General features: G+C 71.9%; 14 protein-coding genes. 8 read left to right on the top strand and 6 right to left on the bottom strand.

The window, feature by feature from the left end; translation table 11 throughout:
* Positions 1 to 335: 335 nt before the first annotated feature.
* The 3 genes from A3IC_RS0117740 to A3IC_RS55040 form a co-directional block, all read right to left on the bottom strand.
* A complete protein-coding gene (locus A3IC_RS0117740; protein WP_020551391.1) occupies positions 336 to 1013 on the bottom strand; it encodes a class I SAM-dependent methyltransferase in 678 nt (225 codons plus the stop codon).
* Positions 1014 to 1098: 85 nt separating this feature from the next.
* The gene (locus A3IC_RS0117735; RefSeq protein WP_020551390.1) at positions 1099 to 1914 is read right to left on the bottom strand and encodes a class I SAM-dependent methyltransferase; all 816 of its coding nucleotides are present in this window, start codon (positions 1912 to 1914) and stop codon (positions 1099 to 1101) included.
* A 73-nt stretch (positions 1915 to 1987) separates the two neighbouring features.
* On the bottom strand, positions 1988 to 2986 hold the full coding sequence (locus A3IC_RS55040; RefSeq protein ID WP_052173577.1) for an EamA family transporter: 999 nt from the start codon (positions 2984 to 2986) through the stop codon (positions 1988 to 1990).
* Between the two features lie 103 nt (positions 2987 to 3089).
* On the opposite strand from A3IC_RS55040, the gene A3IC_RS55035 reads away from it, so the two are divergent.
* Both A3IC_RS55035 and A3IC_RS0117720 read left to right on the top strand, forming a co-directional pair.
* Positions 3090 to 3575, top strand: a complete 486-nt coding sequence (locus A3IC_RS55035; RefSeq protein WP_020551388.1) for an Lrp/AsnC family transcriptional regulator — start codon at positions 3090 to 3092, stop codon at positions 3573 to 3575.
* Positions 3576 to 3893: 318 nt separating this feature from the next.
* Positions 3894 to 4874, top strand: coding sequence for a universal stress protein (locus A3IC_RS0117720; RefSeq protein WP_020551387.1), 981 nt, complete (start codon positions 3894 to 3896; stop codon positions 4872 to 4874).
* Between the two features lie 144 nt (positions 4875 to 5018).
* Here A3IC_RS0117720 and A3IC_RS55030 read toward each other — a convergent pair whose 3' ends face one another.
* Positions 5019 to 5291 (bottom strand): hypothetical protein, encoded by a 273-nt coding sequence (locus A3IC_RS55030; protein ID WP_020551386.1) that lies wholly within the window; start codon positions 5289 to 5291, stop codon positions 5019 to 5021.
* Between the two features lie 422 nt (positions 5292 to 5713).
* Here A3IC_RS55030 and A3IC_RS0117710 point away from each other — a divergent pair, with 422 nt between their 5' ends.
* The 3 genes from A3IC_RS0117710 to A3IC_RS68725 all read left to right on the top strand — a co-directional run bounded on the left by A3IC_RS0117710 (position 5714) and on the right by A3IC_RS68725 (position 9306).
* The gene (locus A3IC_RS0117710; RefSeq protein ID WP_040876777.1) at positions 5714 to 6496 is read left to right on the top strand and encodes an SAM-dependent methyltransferase; all 783 of its coding nucleotides are present in this window, start codon (positions 5714 to 5716) and stop codon (positions 6494 to 6496) included.
* A gap of 213 nt (positions 6497 to 6709) precedes the next feature.
* Positions 6710 to 7486, top strand: a complete 777-nt coding sequence (locus tag A3IC_RS55025; RefSeq protein WP_020551384.1) for a tRNA-dependent cyclodipeptide synthase — start codon at positions 6710 to 6712, stop codon at positions 7484 to 7486.
* A 665-nt stretch (positions 7487 to 8151) separates the two neighbouring features.
* The gene (locus A3IC_RS68725) at positions 8152 to 9306 is read left to right on the top strand and encodes a glycosyltransferase family 4 protein (RefSeq protein WP_020551382.1); all 1155 of its coding nucleotides are present in this window, start codon (positions 8152 to 8154) and stop codon (positions 9304 to 9306) included.
* Between the two features lie 165 nt (positions 9307 to 9471).
* Here the strand turns inward: A3IC_RS68725 and A3IC_RS0117685 are convergent, their stop codons facing one another.
* Positions 9472 to 9969 (bottom strand): Asp23/Gls24 family envelope stress response protein, encoded by a 498-nt coding sequence (locus A3IC_RS0117685; RefSeq protein ID WP_040876776.1) that lies wholly within the window; start codon positions 9967 to 9969, stop codon positions 9472 to 9474.
* 210 nt (positions 9970 to 10179) lie between these two features.
* Positions 10180 to 11328 carry an alpha/beta hydrolase gene (locus A3IC_RS62380; RefSeq protein ID WP_052173571.1) on the bottom strand — a complete coding sequence of 383 codons (1149 nt, stop codon included), beginning with the start codon at positions 11326 to 11328 and terminating at the stop codon, positions 10180 to 10182.
* Positions 11329 to 11724: 396 nt separating this feature from the next.
* On the opposite strand from A3IC_RS62380, the gene A3IC_RS0117675 reads away from it, so the two are divergent.
* From A3IC_RS0117675 to A3IC_RS55015, 3 genes are all read left to right on the top strand, one after another.
* Complete coding sequence (locus tag A3IC_RS0117675; protein ID WP_020551380.1) at positions 11725 to 12366, top strand: FMN-dependent NADH-azoreductase; 642 nt, start codon at positions 11725 to 11727, stop codon at positions 12364 to 12366.
* Positions 12367 to 12379: 13 nt separating this feature from the next.
* Entirely contained in the window at positions 12380 to 12823 is a 444-nt protein-coding gene (locus tag A3IC_RS0117670) for an NUDIX hydrolase (protein ID WP_020551379.1), read from the top strand.
* Between the two features lie 72 nt (positions 12824 to 12895).
* Entirely contained in the window at positions 12896 to 13513 is a 618-nt protein-coding gene (locus A3IC_RS55015; protein ID WP_020551378.1) for an AAA family ATPase, read from the top strand.
* Positions 13514 to 13516: the final 3 nt, after the last annotated feature.

Raw genomic sequence — 13516 nt, 5'->3', positions numbered from 1 at the left:
CGCCCTTCATCGCGTACCCCGTCACCACCCGCATCGCAACCCCCGTGTCCGCGCCCCCCGATCGGCACACAACGCCAGTCGGACAACCGAGAAGTCCTCGCCGTTGAAGGGCGGTTCCCCCGCCGTCGCCACCCGTCCGTCGCGATCACGGCCATGATCGCGACCACGACCCACCAGGCCCGCCGGCGCCTGATCCCTGCTTCACCCGTCCCGACCATGCCGATGCGACGCACACTCCCCCACCCCGGCTCCCGACACCCCGATCGGCCCGATCGAGCCGGACCCGGCGCGCCCGAGCCGGCACCGACTGCCCGACGGCGCCCTTGGCGGATGGATCACCCGGCCGGCCCGGGCACCGGATCCGTGGTGCCCTTGCCCTTCCACCAGACGAAGACCTCGGTGCCGGGCAGGCGTTCGGAGAATCGGCCGGACGCGGACGCCTGCCGCAAAAGACGACGCAGGTCCGCCTCGAAGTCGCCACGGCGCGCCCCGAACAGGTGCGGAGCCGAGGACGACATCGAGAATACCCAGGCGACCACGTCGTCGCAGGTGCGTTCGAGCGCCTGTCCGCCGGGAACGACGAGGCGCCGACACCGGGCAAAGCCCGCGCGGGCGAACACCTCCGCCTCACCGCCGGGTGTTCCCTGCCGCAGTACCCCGCGGCCGGCCCGTCGGAGCGGTCCCAGGTAGTGCTTGACCAGCTCGTCCATCGCCGCATGGGGCACCGCCGGGTGCGACAGGCCCTCGACGGTGCGCGGTTCCGTCTTCAGATCGGAGATGTGCACCACCGCGCCGTCGGGCACGAGCATGTCCCGGGTCGTGGCGGCCACCCGGTCACGATCCATCCAGTGAAAGGACTGACCGAAGGTCGCGACGGTGAACACGCCGAGTCCGGCGGGCAGTTCCTCGGACCGCGCCCGTACCCACCGGGTCTTCCCGGCGATTGCGAGCTCGGCGGCATCGCGGCCGGCCCGGGCGATCATCCCGCCGTCCGGATCCACGCCGTCGTTCACCCGAGGAGTGGTCTTTCGCGAGCGGGTCGAGGTGGTGGGCGACCAGGTGTTCCCGGCGACGCACCGAACACGCCGGCCGCGTCGGCTACGCCTTCGTCGCCCGCAGGGAGTAGATCAGCGGAACACGTCGGTGGTCCGCGGGAAAGCGGTAGATGCCGTCGTTGCGTTCCAGGATCGGGAAGCGGGCGAAGAGTGAGAAGTCGTGCTCGTGCAGGAACTCCAGGCGCAGGCCGGCCGCCGTCAGCGCGCTGACCACGTCGCCGATGCCGTGTTGCCACTCGATCGTGACGTTCGCGGAGGTCGGCGCGGCCATGTCGGCATAGGTGCCCGGCTCGTCCCACGTCTGCGCGTCGCGGCGGAAGTAGTCCAGTTCGACGGTGCGGCCGTCCTCGGCCAGGACGTCGGCGAACGGGTGGAACTCGGCCAGGTAGAGGAAACCGCCCGGTGCGACCAGGTCCGCCACCGTACGGGCCCAGCGGTCGACGTCCGGGAGCCAGCACAACGCGCCCAGTCCGGTGTAGACGATGTCGAAGGTCCGGCCCTCGAGTGTGTCGACCGCGTCGTACACGTCGGAGGTGACGAACCGGGCCGTGTCGACCCCGATCCGCGCGGCGAGGTCGGTCGCGGCGGCCACGGCCGGCTCGGAGAAGTCCAGGCCGGTGACGACGGCCCCGCGGCGGGCCCACGACAGGGTGTCCAGGCCGAAGTGGCACTGGAGGTGGAGCAGTGTCCGGCCGGCGACGTCGCCCACCTCGGCGAGTTCGAAGTCGCGCAGTGCGTCCTTGCCCGCCACGAAGCCGGCGACGTCGTAGAACTCGCTCGCGGTGTGGATCGGGACACGCTCGTCCCAGTTGGCCCGGTTGACCACGCGCCAGTCCGCCGAGGCAGGCATCTTCGTCATGACCGGCCACGCTAATCGGCCGTTTCACGGCTCTCAACCGATATACCGCCGGCCGGCCGGCTCCGAGCCCGACCTACCTGGCCGGTTCCACCTTCGCGGGCCCCTCGGCCGGCTTCGGGATATCGGCCGCCGCCGTACCGGTCCCTTCGGTGACGGTGGACCGGGAGGTCGGCGTGGTCGGGCGGGGCTCGCGGGAGCGGGTGGCGACGATCAGGGCCACCGAGGCGACGATGACCGCGCCGCCGAGGTAGACGTTCAGACCGACCGACTCGCCCGCGATCGCGGCGCCGAGCAGCACCGCGATGACCGGGTTGACGTACGCGTAGGTCGCCACCGTGTCGTTGGGCAGCACGCTGTTGACGTACAGGTACGCGCTGAACGCGACGATCGAACCCGCGAACACGAGCCAGGTCAGGCCGAGCCACGAGGCCGTCGAGATGTCGGCCACGTGCAGCCGGCCGAACTCGCCGCGCAGCGCGGCCAGGACGAGCAGGGCCACGCCCGCGGTGATCATTTCCAGCGAGGCGACCACGAGCGGATGCCTGGGCAACGGCGCGGTCCGCGCGTACACCGAGCCGGCCGCCCAGAGCACGCACGCGATCAGGACCATCACCGTGCCGCCCGCGTGCACGTCGCCGCCCGGCCCGCCGACCAGGACCCCGATGCCGACGGTGCCCAGGAGCAGGGCGAACAGGACCGGGCCCGACACGCGCGTCCTGGTCACCAGCGCGTTGATCAGCACCATCCACACCGGCACCGTGGCCACGATCAGCGCGGCGAAGCCCGAATCGAGGTGTTGTTCGCCCAGACTCACCAGGCCGTTGCCGCCGACCAGGAGCAGACCGCCGATGATCGCCGCCGAGCGCAGGTGCGGCCAGGTCGGGCGCTGCGCGCCGCGCGCGTGCCGGGGCCCGACGACCGCGAACATCAACAGTCCCGCGATCAGGAACCTGGCGCCGGCCGCGAGCAGCGGCGGGATCGTCTCGATCGCGTACCGGATGCCCAGATACGTCGAACCCCACAGGATCCAGACGGTCACGAGCGCCACCCACGGCAACAGTCGATCCCTCATTAGAGGAGACAAGATGATCCCCATAGCTCAGTAAGTAAAGCGGAACTGGCTGCTAGCCTTTTTTAGAGTAGGTCCACCTCATTCACGGAAACAAGGGGATTCGATGACGCGGCCGCTGGACGACATCGACCGGGCGCTGCTTCGCGCGCTGAGCAACGACGGGCGGCGGACCGTACGCGCGCTCGCCAAGTCGGTGGAACTGTCCGAACCGGCGGTCCGCGATCGCCTCCAGCGGCTGGAGCGCGACGGGGTGATCACCGGCTACCACGCGGCCTTCGCCCCTGCGGCGGTCGAGGCTGGCACCGCCGCGTTCATCGCGTTGCGCTTCGATGCCGGAAGGGCGGCCCGTGACCAGGTGGAGGCGGCGATCCGACGCGAGCCGGCCGTCCTGGAGGCACACGAGGTCGCGGGCGAGGACTGCTTCTGGATCAAGGTCCGGGTCGCGTCCACGGCCGACCTGGCCGACACGCTCGACCGCATCCGAGCGGTCCCGGTGATCCGTGCCACCGGCACCACGATCGTGCTGCGCACGGTGTTCGAACGACCGCTGCTGTCCGCCGACTCGGCCGAGTTCGACGCACCGTCCTGATCGCCGCGCACCCGTCCTGGTCACCGCGTTGTGCCCGCCGTGCCGGCGGTGCCCATGGTGCGGGCACGGCCCGCGATGCTCATGAGACTGGTGAGACGCGTGCTTGGTCGATGCGCCCACGGTGTCCGCGACTGCCCGCGGTGCCCATGGTGCTCGTGTCTCCGAACGGCGTGACCGGCGGTCCGGTGCCGGCGGCGCGCCCGTCGTCGCCCGGCGGCGTCGTGGGGCCGCCGGGCGCGGCACGGAGGCGCTCGCGGAGAGACAGTGGAAGGCAGCACCGCGTTCGAGGCGGGATCCCCAGGATGATCGGGAGCTGTCATGACAACCGGACGTCGGCCCGTGGTGGTCGGAGTGGAGAATTCGGCGGCGGGCCTGCTCGCCGTCGGTTGGGCCGCGGACGAGGCCGTACGACACAGACTGCCGCTGCGGCTCGTGCACGCGTCGGAATGGCCGGCCGAGCCGGCGGAGGCGGAGGCCGCGTACCGGGCCGCTCGGCACGACGGCCGGTTGCACACCGCCCACGCGTTCGACTGGGCGGCCGACACGTATCACGAGGCCGGGGCCCGCGTCACCGTACCCCGCCTGAGTTGGTCCGAACGTCGCCGCGCGGCCGACGACGCGCTGTTGGAGAAGGCCGCGGCCGTGGCGACCACCGGCAGGACGGGACTGGAAGTGAGCGTGGCCACGGTCGAGGGTCGCCCGGTGGACGTGTTGCGCGGTGAGGCACCCGGCTCGTCCATGCTCGTGCTCGGCTCACGCCGCTTGTCGGCCCTGACGGAACTGCTCACCACGGGCAGCATCGCGATCCCGGTCAGTGCGCATGCGCCGTGCCCCGTGGCGGTGGTGCGCGGACCCGAGCCCGCCACGGGCGTGCCGCCGACGGTCGTGGTCGGCGTCGACGGCTCGGCCGGCTCGGAGCCCGCCGTCGGCTACGCCTTCCAGACCGCCTCGCTGCGCGGCGCCTCGCTGCGCGCCGTCCAGGTCCGACCGCCGACGCCGAACATGGTCGCCGCCTTCGGCAGCGAGTCCGAGGTCGAGGAGGGGCTGATCCGCCTGGGCGAGACGCTCGCCGGGTGGAGCGAGAAGTACCCGGACGTACCGGTGGAGCGCATCACGATCCTGGGCCACCGGGTCCGCGGACTCGCCGACGCCGCCCAGGACGCCCTGTGCCTGGTGGTCGGCGCCCGGGGCGTCGGCGGCTTCCGCGGCATGCTCCTCGGCTCGGTCACCCATGGCCTGATCCACCACGCACCCGGGCCGCTGGTGATCGTTCCTCGACAGGGGGAGGACACCAGGTGACGCTACGGACACGCGCACGTCACCGCGCGCGCGGGGCGTCGGCGACGGCGTGACGCGCGGGCGTCGCCGACGCCCCGGGCGGCGGACGGGTGCGACGGCGGGCGGCTCCGCCGAGCGCCGGCTGAGCCGGCCTGCCGGGCCGTGCTACGCCGCGGCGTACGCGCAGGCCCGTTGGGCGATCGTGACGGGAACGCCCTCGACCCCGGTGAGCAGGCTTCGACAGGTCGACCCGCCGGCCGGGCCGTTGCCCCCGTACTGGCAGGCGGTGCCGGTGATCATCGAGGTGTACCCCTCCACGGCGAGATAGGCCACGCAGGCGGACGGGGTGGCGTGTGCGGTCGGAGCGGCGGCGGCGAGACCGCCCAGGGTCAGGGCCAGTGTGCCAATTGTTGCGGCGATGCGACGGGAAATGCGCACGAGTCACCTGCTTCTTTCGGTCACGGACACGAACAAAGCGGAGCCGCCCGCGCGTTGGGGCGGCCGACCCGGACCGGCCCCACACCGACCCGCCCGTCACGGTAGGGCGGTCCCAGGGCCGGAACAAGCCCCGTAATCACGCCCCTTGTCGGCCGAAATCCGCGCCTGCTCCGCCCTGTTCGCCCACTCGCGTCGGACGGCGACCGGGCCGGCACCCGTCCCGGCGGCCGAGCCACGGGGCGAGGCGACCGCGCCTCGCGCGGGGTCTCCGATCGCGGTGGCGATCGAATGCCGCATGCAAAGGGGACGAATGCGCCGGCCCGGTTGTCCGATCTCCGACCCGCTTATACGTTCCATGGATGCACGCCAGGACGCGAACTGATCCCAGCGCGTCACCAGTTGGAAGGCAGGAGTGGCCGACGATGGTTCAGGTGGACACGACGGTTCCGCATTCGGCTCGGATGTACGACTACGTCCTGGGCGGCAAGGACAACTACCTCGCCGACCGCGAAGCGGCCGAGGAAGCCCTGAAGGTGTGGCCCGAGTTGTGGACGAGCATGCGGGTCAACCGGGCCGTGATGCGGCGGATGGCGCACTGGCTGGTCACCGAGGGCGGCATCCGCCGGTTTCTCGACATCGGTACCGGCATCCCCACGTCGCCGAACCTGCACGAGGTCGTCCAGGACGTCGCGCCCGAGTCGCACGTGGTGTACGTGGACAACGACCCCATCGTGCTCGTCCACGCCCGCGCCCTGCTCTCCAGTTCCCCGGAGGGCCGTACCGCCTATGTCGAGGCCGACATGCGCGACCCGGACCGGTTGTTCTCGACCCCCGAACTGCGCGAGACCCTGGACCTCGACCAACCGGTGGGCGTGACGGTGATCGCGATGTTGCAGTTCGTCGAGGACGCCGCCGGGCTGATCGAGAAGCTGACCGCGCCCCTGGCGCCGGGCAGCTACCTGGCGATAACCGCGGCGACGGCGGATCTGGCGGTCGGCTCCACCGCGCTGGCCGAGGTGTACACCCGCCGGGGCGTACCGATGTACCTGCGCTCGCGCGGCGAGTTGGAGGCCCTCTTCGCCGAACGCTGCGACCTGGTCGACCCGGGCGTGGTCCCCATGCAGCACTGGCGCCCGGCCGAGGGCGAGCAGCCGGTCGGCATCGAGCAGACCAACATGTTCGCCGGCATCGGCCGCATCCGCTGACTCCCACGCCGCCGTCGGCCCCGCCCGACGGCACCGAACTCGGCCGGCTCCGATCGAAGCTCGGCCCGGCGCGGGGTCCGAGCACATCCGCACGACGACGGCGGGCCGGCCGGACCGGGGACGCGCCGAGTGCTACCGAGCGGGTGTGAAACGGACCGGTTCGGAAGTGTTCCGGCGATGGAATCATGAAGGGAACGCCAAGGAGTCGATCGCATGGGATTCATCGTCTGGCCGTGCACGCTCGGTAGCCGAAGCGTCCTCGATCACGCGGAACACGTGCTGATCGGGCTCAGCCCCTGGAACAGCTACTACAAGCCGCGCACGGTCGAGGCATTGGTGCGGTGGGCGTGCGCGAACTTCGTGGCGGTCGACGTCTTCGTCCCCGGAGACGAGGCCGCGCATACGCTGACCGCTGCCGGCGTCCAGCCCTCGGAGGCCGTCCGCCGCGCCCGATACGCCGTCGGCCGGCTGCGCAGCCCCGCGCGGCGCGGCCTGCGCAACGCCGGTATGGCCGACCCGGATCGCCACCTGCACACCTGGACACAGTTGTCCGAACGCCCCGCGTACCAGCACTCGCTGAAGCGCGTGCGCCACGCCTATCTCACGGACGAGGCGGTGCGGGCCGCCTGTCGCCGTACCGCGCGCGGAGCGGTCCGACGCGTCGCCGGACAGGAGCCGAGCGAGGAGCAGATCGACCAGGCCGTGGGCTACGCCCTCGCCGAACTGCCGCTGGTTCTGGACGGGCCGGCGATATTCGGTACGACCTCGTCGTTGTTCGTCTACCACCGCGAGATGGATCTCCTGGCGCCGTTCATCAACGGCGAGTCCGCACACCTTCGTCCCGCCCCCGGTCAGGGCTACGCCGTGGTACGGCCGCCCGACCAGGACGCCACGCCGGCCGGACTCTCCCAGCCGTGGCCCGAGGGCCGGGCGACGCCCCCGGCAAGCGGCCGCACCGAGCCGACCCCCGATCCGCTGCCCCGTTTCTGACTCCGGGCCCGTCGGACCACAACCACATCGGCGGCCGGCGGTGGAAGGGCGGCGTGACCTTCACCCGCTGCTCGGCCTCCGGCTGCCGATTCAACCACCAGCCGCAAGACGGAGTACATCGCTCCGAACTCGCCGCAGAGCGACTGGTTCATCACCAGGAACCGCTGATCCGGGCGTCGGCGACCGGCCGCGGCACCGGTCGCCGACCCTCCGTGGCCCGCCGGCGCCCTCGCGCCGGCCGGCCGACGGCCTTCGAGTCGAACCATTGCTCCCGTTCCGCCCGTTCCGATGTCATGACGTCAACGGCTCGGCCCGGGGCGGGCCTTGCATCGCCGACGGCTCGGAACCGACGCCCGGCCCGGACAGGGCCCGGCCGTTCCTCCCGGTCGGCCGCCGAAGAGCCGGCCCGCGCCGTGGTCCGGGCCTTGTTTTCCACGCGCGTCAACAATAGATTCCGGCCCCCGCGGACGATCCGGTCGAATCTTCGGGCCGTCGGGCGGAAATCGGCTCTCGCCTCCCTCCAGGCCCGAGAAGGGACATCCTCGTATGACGGGGGCGCGCCGCTGCGGCGGCGGCCGTGCACCAGGGGGGCGACGATCGGGGTCAGGGGGACGCCGCGCGGGCAGGGGAGCGCGGACCGGCGTGGGCCACTACGGGTACTGCTCGTGGTGGACGACCTGCGCATCGGCGGCGCGCAGCGGCAAGTCGCGGGATTGGCGGTCGCGTTGGCCGCGTGCGGGCACACGGTGGTGCTGGCGTGTACCGAGGACGGGCCGGCCGGAGCCGAACTCGCCGCCGCGGGCGTGTCGGTCGTCGTGCTGGGCAGGCGCCGGGTGGCTCGCCTGGTCAGCCCGACGTTGGCGCTGCGGATCGCACGTCTGGTCCGGGTGGGCCGATTCGATGTGGTCCATGCGCACGTGCATGCCGCCACGATGGCCGCGGCCCTCGCCGGCCGCCTCGCCCGGGTCCCGGTGGTGGTGACCGAGCACAGCATGGCGTCCTGGCGTGGACCCCTGGCCCGCGCGTACAGCCGCCCATTGTACCGCCGATGCGCACTGGTCCTGGCCGTCTCCGAGCAGATCGCGGACCGGCTGCGTCGGGTCGACCGGGTCCCCACGGCGCGAGTCCGGGTGGTGGGCACCGCGGTGTTCGGCGCCCCGCCGGCGACGCTCCCAGGCCCGCGTGACGCACCGCCGGCGGTGGGGGTGGTGGGCCGGTTGGAGCCGGAGAAGGGTGTGGAATTCTTCCTGCGGGCCGCCGCTCGGCTCGCGGATCGCCATCCCGAGGTGGACTTCACCGTCGTGGGTGACGGCCGACTACGTGAGGAACTGCACTCACTGGCACGGCATTTGCGGCTCGGCGACCGGGTGCGGTTCGGCGGGATGCGGACGGACGGCCCGGCGGCGGTGGCCGCGCTGGACATCCTGTGCGTCCCGTCCCTGACCGAGGGTGCCCCGCTGGTCGTGCTGGAGGCGATGGCCGCCGGCGTACCGGTGATCGCCACCGCCGTCGGCGCCATCCCCCACCAACTGGGGCACGGTCACGCGGGCGTCCTGGTCGAACCCGCCGACGTGGCCGCCCTGACCCACGCCCTCGACCGCCTCCTGACCCACCCGCACGAACGCCGACGCCTGGGCCGAGCCGGCCGGCACCGCCTGACCCGCCTCGCGAACGCGGACGCGGTGACCGACGCCGTATGCACGGCCTACCTCGACGCACTCCGCCACCCGAGCAGCCCGAGGAGCCCGAGCAGCCCGAGCAGCCCGAGCAGCCCGAACGACCGAAACCGTCGCGGCCGGCGCAGCGACCACGACGGCTGAACGAACGGCCGGGTCGGGCTCGCCGGTACACCTCCACCGAGCCCCCACCCCGGCCGGGGTCGGCGCCGAATCCCGCGCAAGCGAGCACCACGGCCGATCCGACCCCGCGACCCCGCCGTACCCGAACCACGAGCGCTCACCGACCCGTTGCCCCGACGGGCGTGCCTACTCGACCCGGGCCGACGCGTGCGAGTCGCCGTCGGACAGGTGGATGTCGTCCACGGCCACGTTCACCTCGACCACCTCCAGCCCGGTCATGCGCTCGACGGTGTCGATGACATGCGCTCGTACCGCCTGGCCCAGTTCGGCGATCGGCACGCCGTACTCCACCACCAGGTTCAGATCGAGGGCACACTGCCGCTCCCCGACCTCCACGCTCACGCCGTGCGCCACGTTCGGCCGACCACCCGGAACCCGCTGCCGCACCGCGTCCAACGCCCGTGTCATCGAACCGCCCAGCGCATACACACCCTCGATCTCCCGGGCGGCCATACCGGTGATCTTCGCGACCACGCCATCGGCGATCGCGGTGCGACCGCGCGTTCCCGCGTCACTCGACACCGGTTGCGGTGAGCGTCCCGGCCCACCCGGCACGAGATGCGCTCCGCCGGCGGCGTTCGGTTGCACCGCCACCGTGTTCGTCACGTCCTTCGGATCAGACATCACACGCGACCCTTCCTCGGCTTCGGCCCGCGCCCACCGATCGCAGGCACTGTGCCCGGCCGTCTGCCCGGCAAGGGCCCGCTCAATCCTGCCGACGGGGATCGGCCTCGGAGCGCCCAACTCCGTTTCACGGAGCCCGACTTGACTGCCACATAGGCCGGGCCCGACCGTCGCGGGCGGGCGCGCCGGTCGGGCCTGATGCGGGCCGGCCTACCGGGCGACCCACGGGACGCTCCCCGTGTTCCCCGTGCGGCCGTTCTCGGTGCAGTGGGCCGGCGGCGTACTGCCGTACACATACTGAACGAAGTCGCGCAGGTCGTTGCGCCAGTAGTCCCAGCTGTGTTCACCAGGGCCCGTGCAGTAGCGCGGCGTGAACGATGTGCCGATGACCGCGCGCAGTTGGTCGTTCCATGTCTTGATGTCGGACTCCCCCTGACCGCTGGGCACGCCCCGGCCGTCGGCGCCGCCGGAGTACATCGCGAACTTGCGCGCGTAGCCCGCGAACTTGCCCGCCGCGGCCATGCCCACCGGGGTGATCTCCGGCCAGCCCGCCTGTGGCCCGTAGACCGCTTCGGCGCGCTCCAACGGGCTGCCGAACACCCGGTAGTTCGGATCGGCCAGACCGTTCCAGGAGGTCGCCGCCCCGTAGCCGAGCATCGAGTCGGCCACTCGGTTCAAGGCGCGGTCGTCGGCCAACGTGGTGCCGCCGGAGAAGGCCCCCACGGCCGAGAACCGGTCCCGGAGGTCGGCGGCGTAGCGCAGCGCGCCGAGTCCGCCCATCGACACACCGGCGATCGCGCGTCCCGAACGGTTGTCGACGGTGTTGAAGTTGGCGTCGATCCAGGGCACCAACTGCCGCGTGTGGAAGGTCTCCCACAGCGGCGCGAAGTTGCCCTGGGTGTGTCCCGCCCAGTCCGTGTACCAACCCGCCTTGCCACCCTCGGGCATGACCACGATGCCCTTGAAGGTGCGCCGGTCGATGGTGTTCAGGATGTCGCCCGCGTCGGACTCGGACCACTGCTCGAAGTCGCCGAACCCGCCGTGCAACAGATAGAGCACCGGATACGCCTTCGCGGGGTCGGTCACGTAATCGTCGGGCAGCCGGATCCGCACCTTGACCGGCACCGTGACCGGGTCGATCGAGGGCGTACCGCCGCGCGGCCGCATGATCGCCGAGGTGGTCATCGTGGCGTCGAACATCTTGCGGTCGCTGAGCAGGTTCGAGTTCGTCCACTGGGTGAGCGTGATGCCGTGCGAGTTCGCCGCGGGCAACGGCGGTGCCGGCGGCGGCGGAAATGCCTGCGCCTGCGTCGGCAGGCCCATCACGGCCGCCACCAGCGCCGCCGCGACCGCGAACACGGTCGCGACGCGACGGGCGCGTCGGCGGGTTCGCCCCGGTGCGCGTGTTCCGTTCGTTCTGCCTGTGCCGTCCACGAATACCCCCGACGGTTTCGCCGTATCGATGTGCCCCCACGCGGGCCCGACCTGGCGCAACCCTGGCCGAGCCGGGCTCCGACTGTCGTCCCGCGCCCGGTGGACATCGCGGGTAAACCTGCGCGGTAGCGCCCGGCCCGATCTCCGCCGACCGCGGTAGGACGACGACCCGCCGGCCGCGAACCCCCTCCCGAGCCCGACCTTGCCCTCACTCCCGCGTCAATGTCTACCGTCGTGCACACGCGGTGCGGAGACCGAGGCCGACCACGGCTCCACCGGCACCGATCCGTATCCCCCACACCCCACGATTCGAGGTCGTGCATGCCCTCCCTCCTGCACCTGGACGCCAGCATCCGACACAGCGGCTCGGTGTCCCGGGAACTGTCCGCCCACTTCGCCGCGCGCTGGCGCGACACCCACCCCGACGGCGGGTACACCCATCGCGACCTGGCCGCCGAACCCGTCCCGCACATCACCCACGAGGTCCGCGAAGCACTGCTGGACCCCAGCCGCGGACACGGCGAGCCGCCGCACGAACGAGCCCTGACCGAGGCGCTGAACGCCGAACTGCGCGCGGCGGACACCATCGTCCTGGGCGTGCCGATGTACAACTACTCGATCCCGTCCACGGTCAAGGCGTGGCTGGACCGCGTCGTCACCCCGGCCAACATGGTCACGCCCGACGGCGGCCCGGGTGCGTTGACGGGCACATCCGTCGTGGTGGTCACCACGCGGGGCGGGTCCTACGCTCCCGGCACGCCGCGCGAGGGCTGGGACCATCAGGAGCCGTACCTGCGCGCGGTCCTGCGCTCGATCGGCCTCGCGGACGACCTGGAGTTCGTCCATGCCGAACTGACCCTGGCCGCGTCCGTCCCGGCGATGTCCGCTCTCAAGCCGCTGGCCGAGAAGTCGCTGAACCAGGCGTACGACACACTCGAAGCGCTGGCCACCCGTGCCGGGTGACAGAATTCGGCACATGACGCACCAGGATTTGACGGATTCCATACCGAATGTCGAGGCGAACGCTCCGCTGGTCGTGGTCGCGGCGGCAATCGTGCACGCGCGGCGCCTCATGGTGGTGAGCAAGAAGGCGGCGCCCGACCTGTTCTATCTGCCCGGCGGCAAACCCGATCCGGGCGAGAGCCCGCTGGAGACGCTGCGACGCGAACTCGACGAGGAACTGGGTGCGCGGCTCGTGGAACCACGCTTCCTCGCCGACGTCGACTCCGTGGCCGTCCTGGAGGGTCTGCCGATGCGGCTGACGGTCTTCGCCACGCGACTGGACCGCGAGCCGGTGCCGGCGGCCGAACTGGCCGACCTGCGCTGGACGTCCGGACGGGACGACGACCTGCGACTCGCCCCGGCGGTCACCGACCACATCCTGCCCCTGCTGCGCCGCACCGGCGCACTCGCGGCCTGACGATCCGCACCCGCCACCAGGCCCGCGGCGGGCGGGCCCTACTCTCCCGACGGGCTGCGATACCGTCGATCGATGATCGACGCACAGTGGGACATCCTTCTCCTCGGCGGCGCCTCGGGCCTGGGCAAGAGTCGGGCGGCGGCCGAACTGGCCCGGGAGGCGGGGGCGTTCGTGGTGGAGTTCGACGACGTGGTCGGTGCGGTCCAAGCCATCACCGATGTGCGGACCCACCCCGATCTGCACCACTTCAATCGTCCCGACACCACCCCGCCGAGCCCCGACCGCGAGTTGGAACTCCAGATCGCCACCGCGACCGCGCTGGAGCCCGCGGTCGTCGGCGTAGTGAGCAACCGACTGACCGTTCCCGTACCGGCCGTCGTGGAGGGCGACTACATCACCCCGGCCGCCGCCGGTCGGGCGATCCGCGCGGGTGCCGCCGCCGGGCGCCGGATACGGGCGGTGTTCCTGCACGAAGACGACGTCGCCCAGGTCGTCGCCAACTACGCCGAGCGCGAGCCGGAACACGGCCACCAGACGCAGCGGGCCGAGGTCGGTGTGCGCTACTCCCACTGGCTCGCCGACCAAGCCGAGCAGCACGGCCTGCCCGTCGTCGCCTGCCGCCCCTGGCACACCCTCACCACACGCGTCACCCGAGCCGGCACCCCACGCACCGTGTCGTCGGCTCGATGAACT

It is taken from the genome of Embleya scabrispora DSM 41855 (assembly GCF_000372745.1).
GTDB classification, from domain to species: Bacteria; Actinomycetota; Actinomycetes; order Streptomycetales; family Streptomycetaceae; genus Embleya; species Embleya scabrispora.
Note: the sequence above shows the minus strand (reverse complement) of the source record. Positions and strands in the feature narration are given on the sequence as shown.

Bases quoted from the DNA above. Each gene is read 5' to 3' on its own strand.
- A3IC_RS55040 (WP_052173577.1), bottom strand. From the start codon at position 2,986: ATGAGGGATCGACTGTTGCCGTGGGTGGCGCTCGTGACCGTCTGGATC.
- A3IC_RS55025 (WP_020551384.1), top strand. From the start codon at position 6,710: ATGGGATTCATCGTCTGGCCGTGCACGCTCGGTAGCCGAAGCGTCCTC.
- A3IC_RS0117675 (WP_020551380.1), top strand. From the start codon at position 11,725: ATGCCCTCCCTCCTGCACCTGGACGCCAGCATCCGACACAGCGGCTCG.
- A3IC_RS0117670 (WP_020551379.1), top strand. From the start codon at position 12,380: ATGACGCACCAGGATTTGACGGATTCCATACCGAATGTCGAGGCGAAC.
- A3IC_RS0117720 (WP_020551387.1), top strand. From the start codon at position 3,894: ATGACAACCGGACGTCGGCCCGTGGTGGTCGGAGTGGAGAATTCGGCG.
- A3IC_RS55035 (WP_020551388.1), top strand. From the start codon at position 3,090: ATGACGCGGCCGCTGGACGACATCGACCGGGCGCTGCTTCGCGCGCTG.
- A3IC_RS0117685 (WP_040876776.1), bottom strand. From the start codon at position 9,969: ATGTCTGATCCGAAGGACGTGACGAACACGGTGGCGGTGCAACCGAAC.
- A3IC_RS0117735 (WP_020551390.1), bottom strand. From the start codon at position 1,914: ATGACGAAGATGCCTGCCTCGGCGGACTGGCGCGTGGTCAACCGGGCC.
- A3IC_RS0117710 (WP_040876777.1), top strand. From the start codon at position 5,714: ATGGTTCAGGTGGACACGACGGTTCCGCATTCGGCTCGGATGTACGAC.
- A3IC_RS55015 (WP_020551378.1), top strand. From the start codon at position 12,896: ATGATCGACGCACAGTGGGACATCCTTCTCCTCGGCGGCGCCTCGGGC.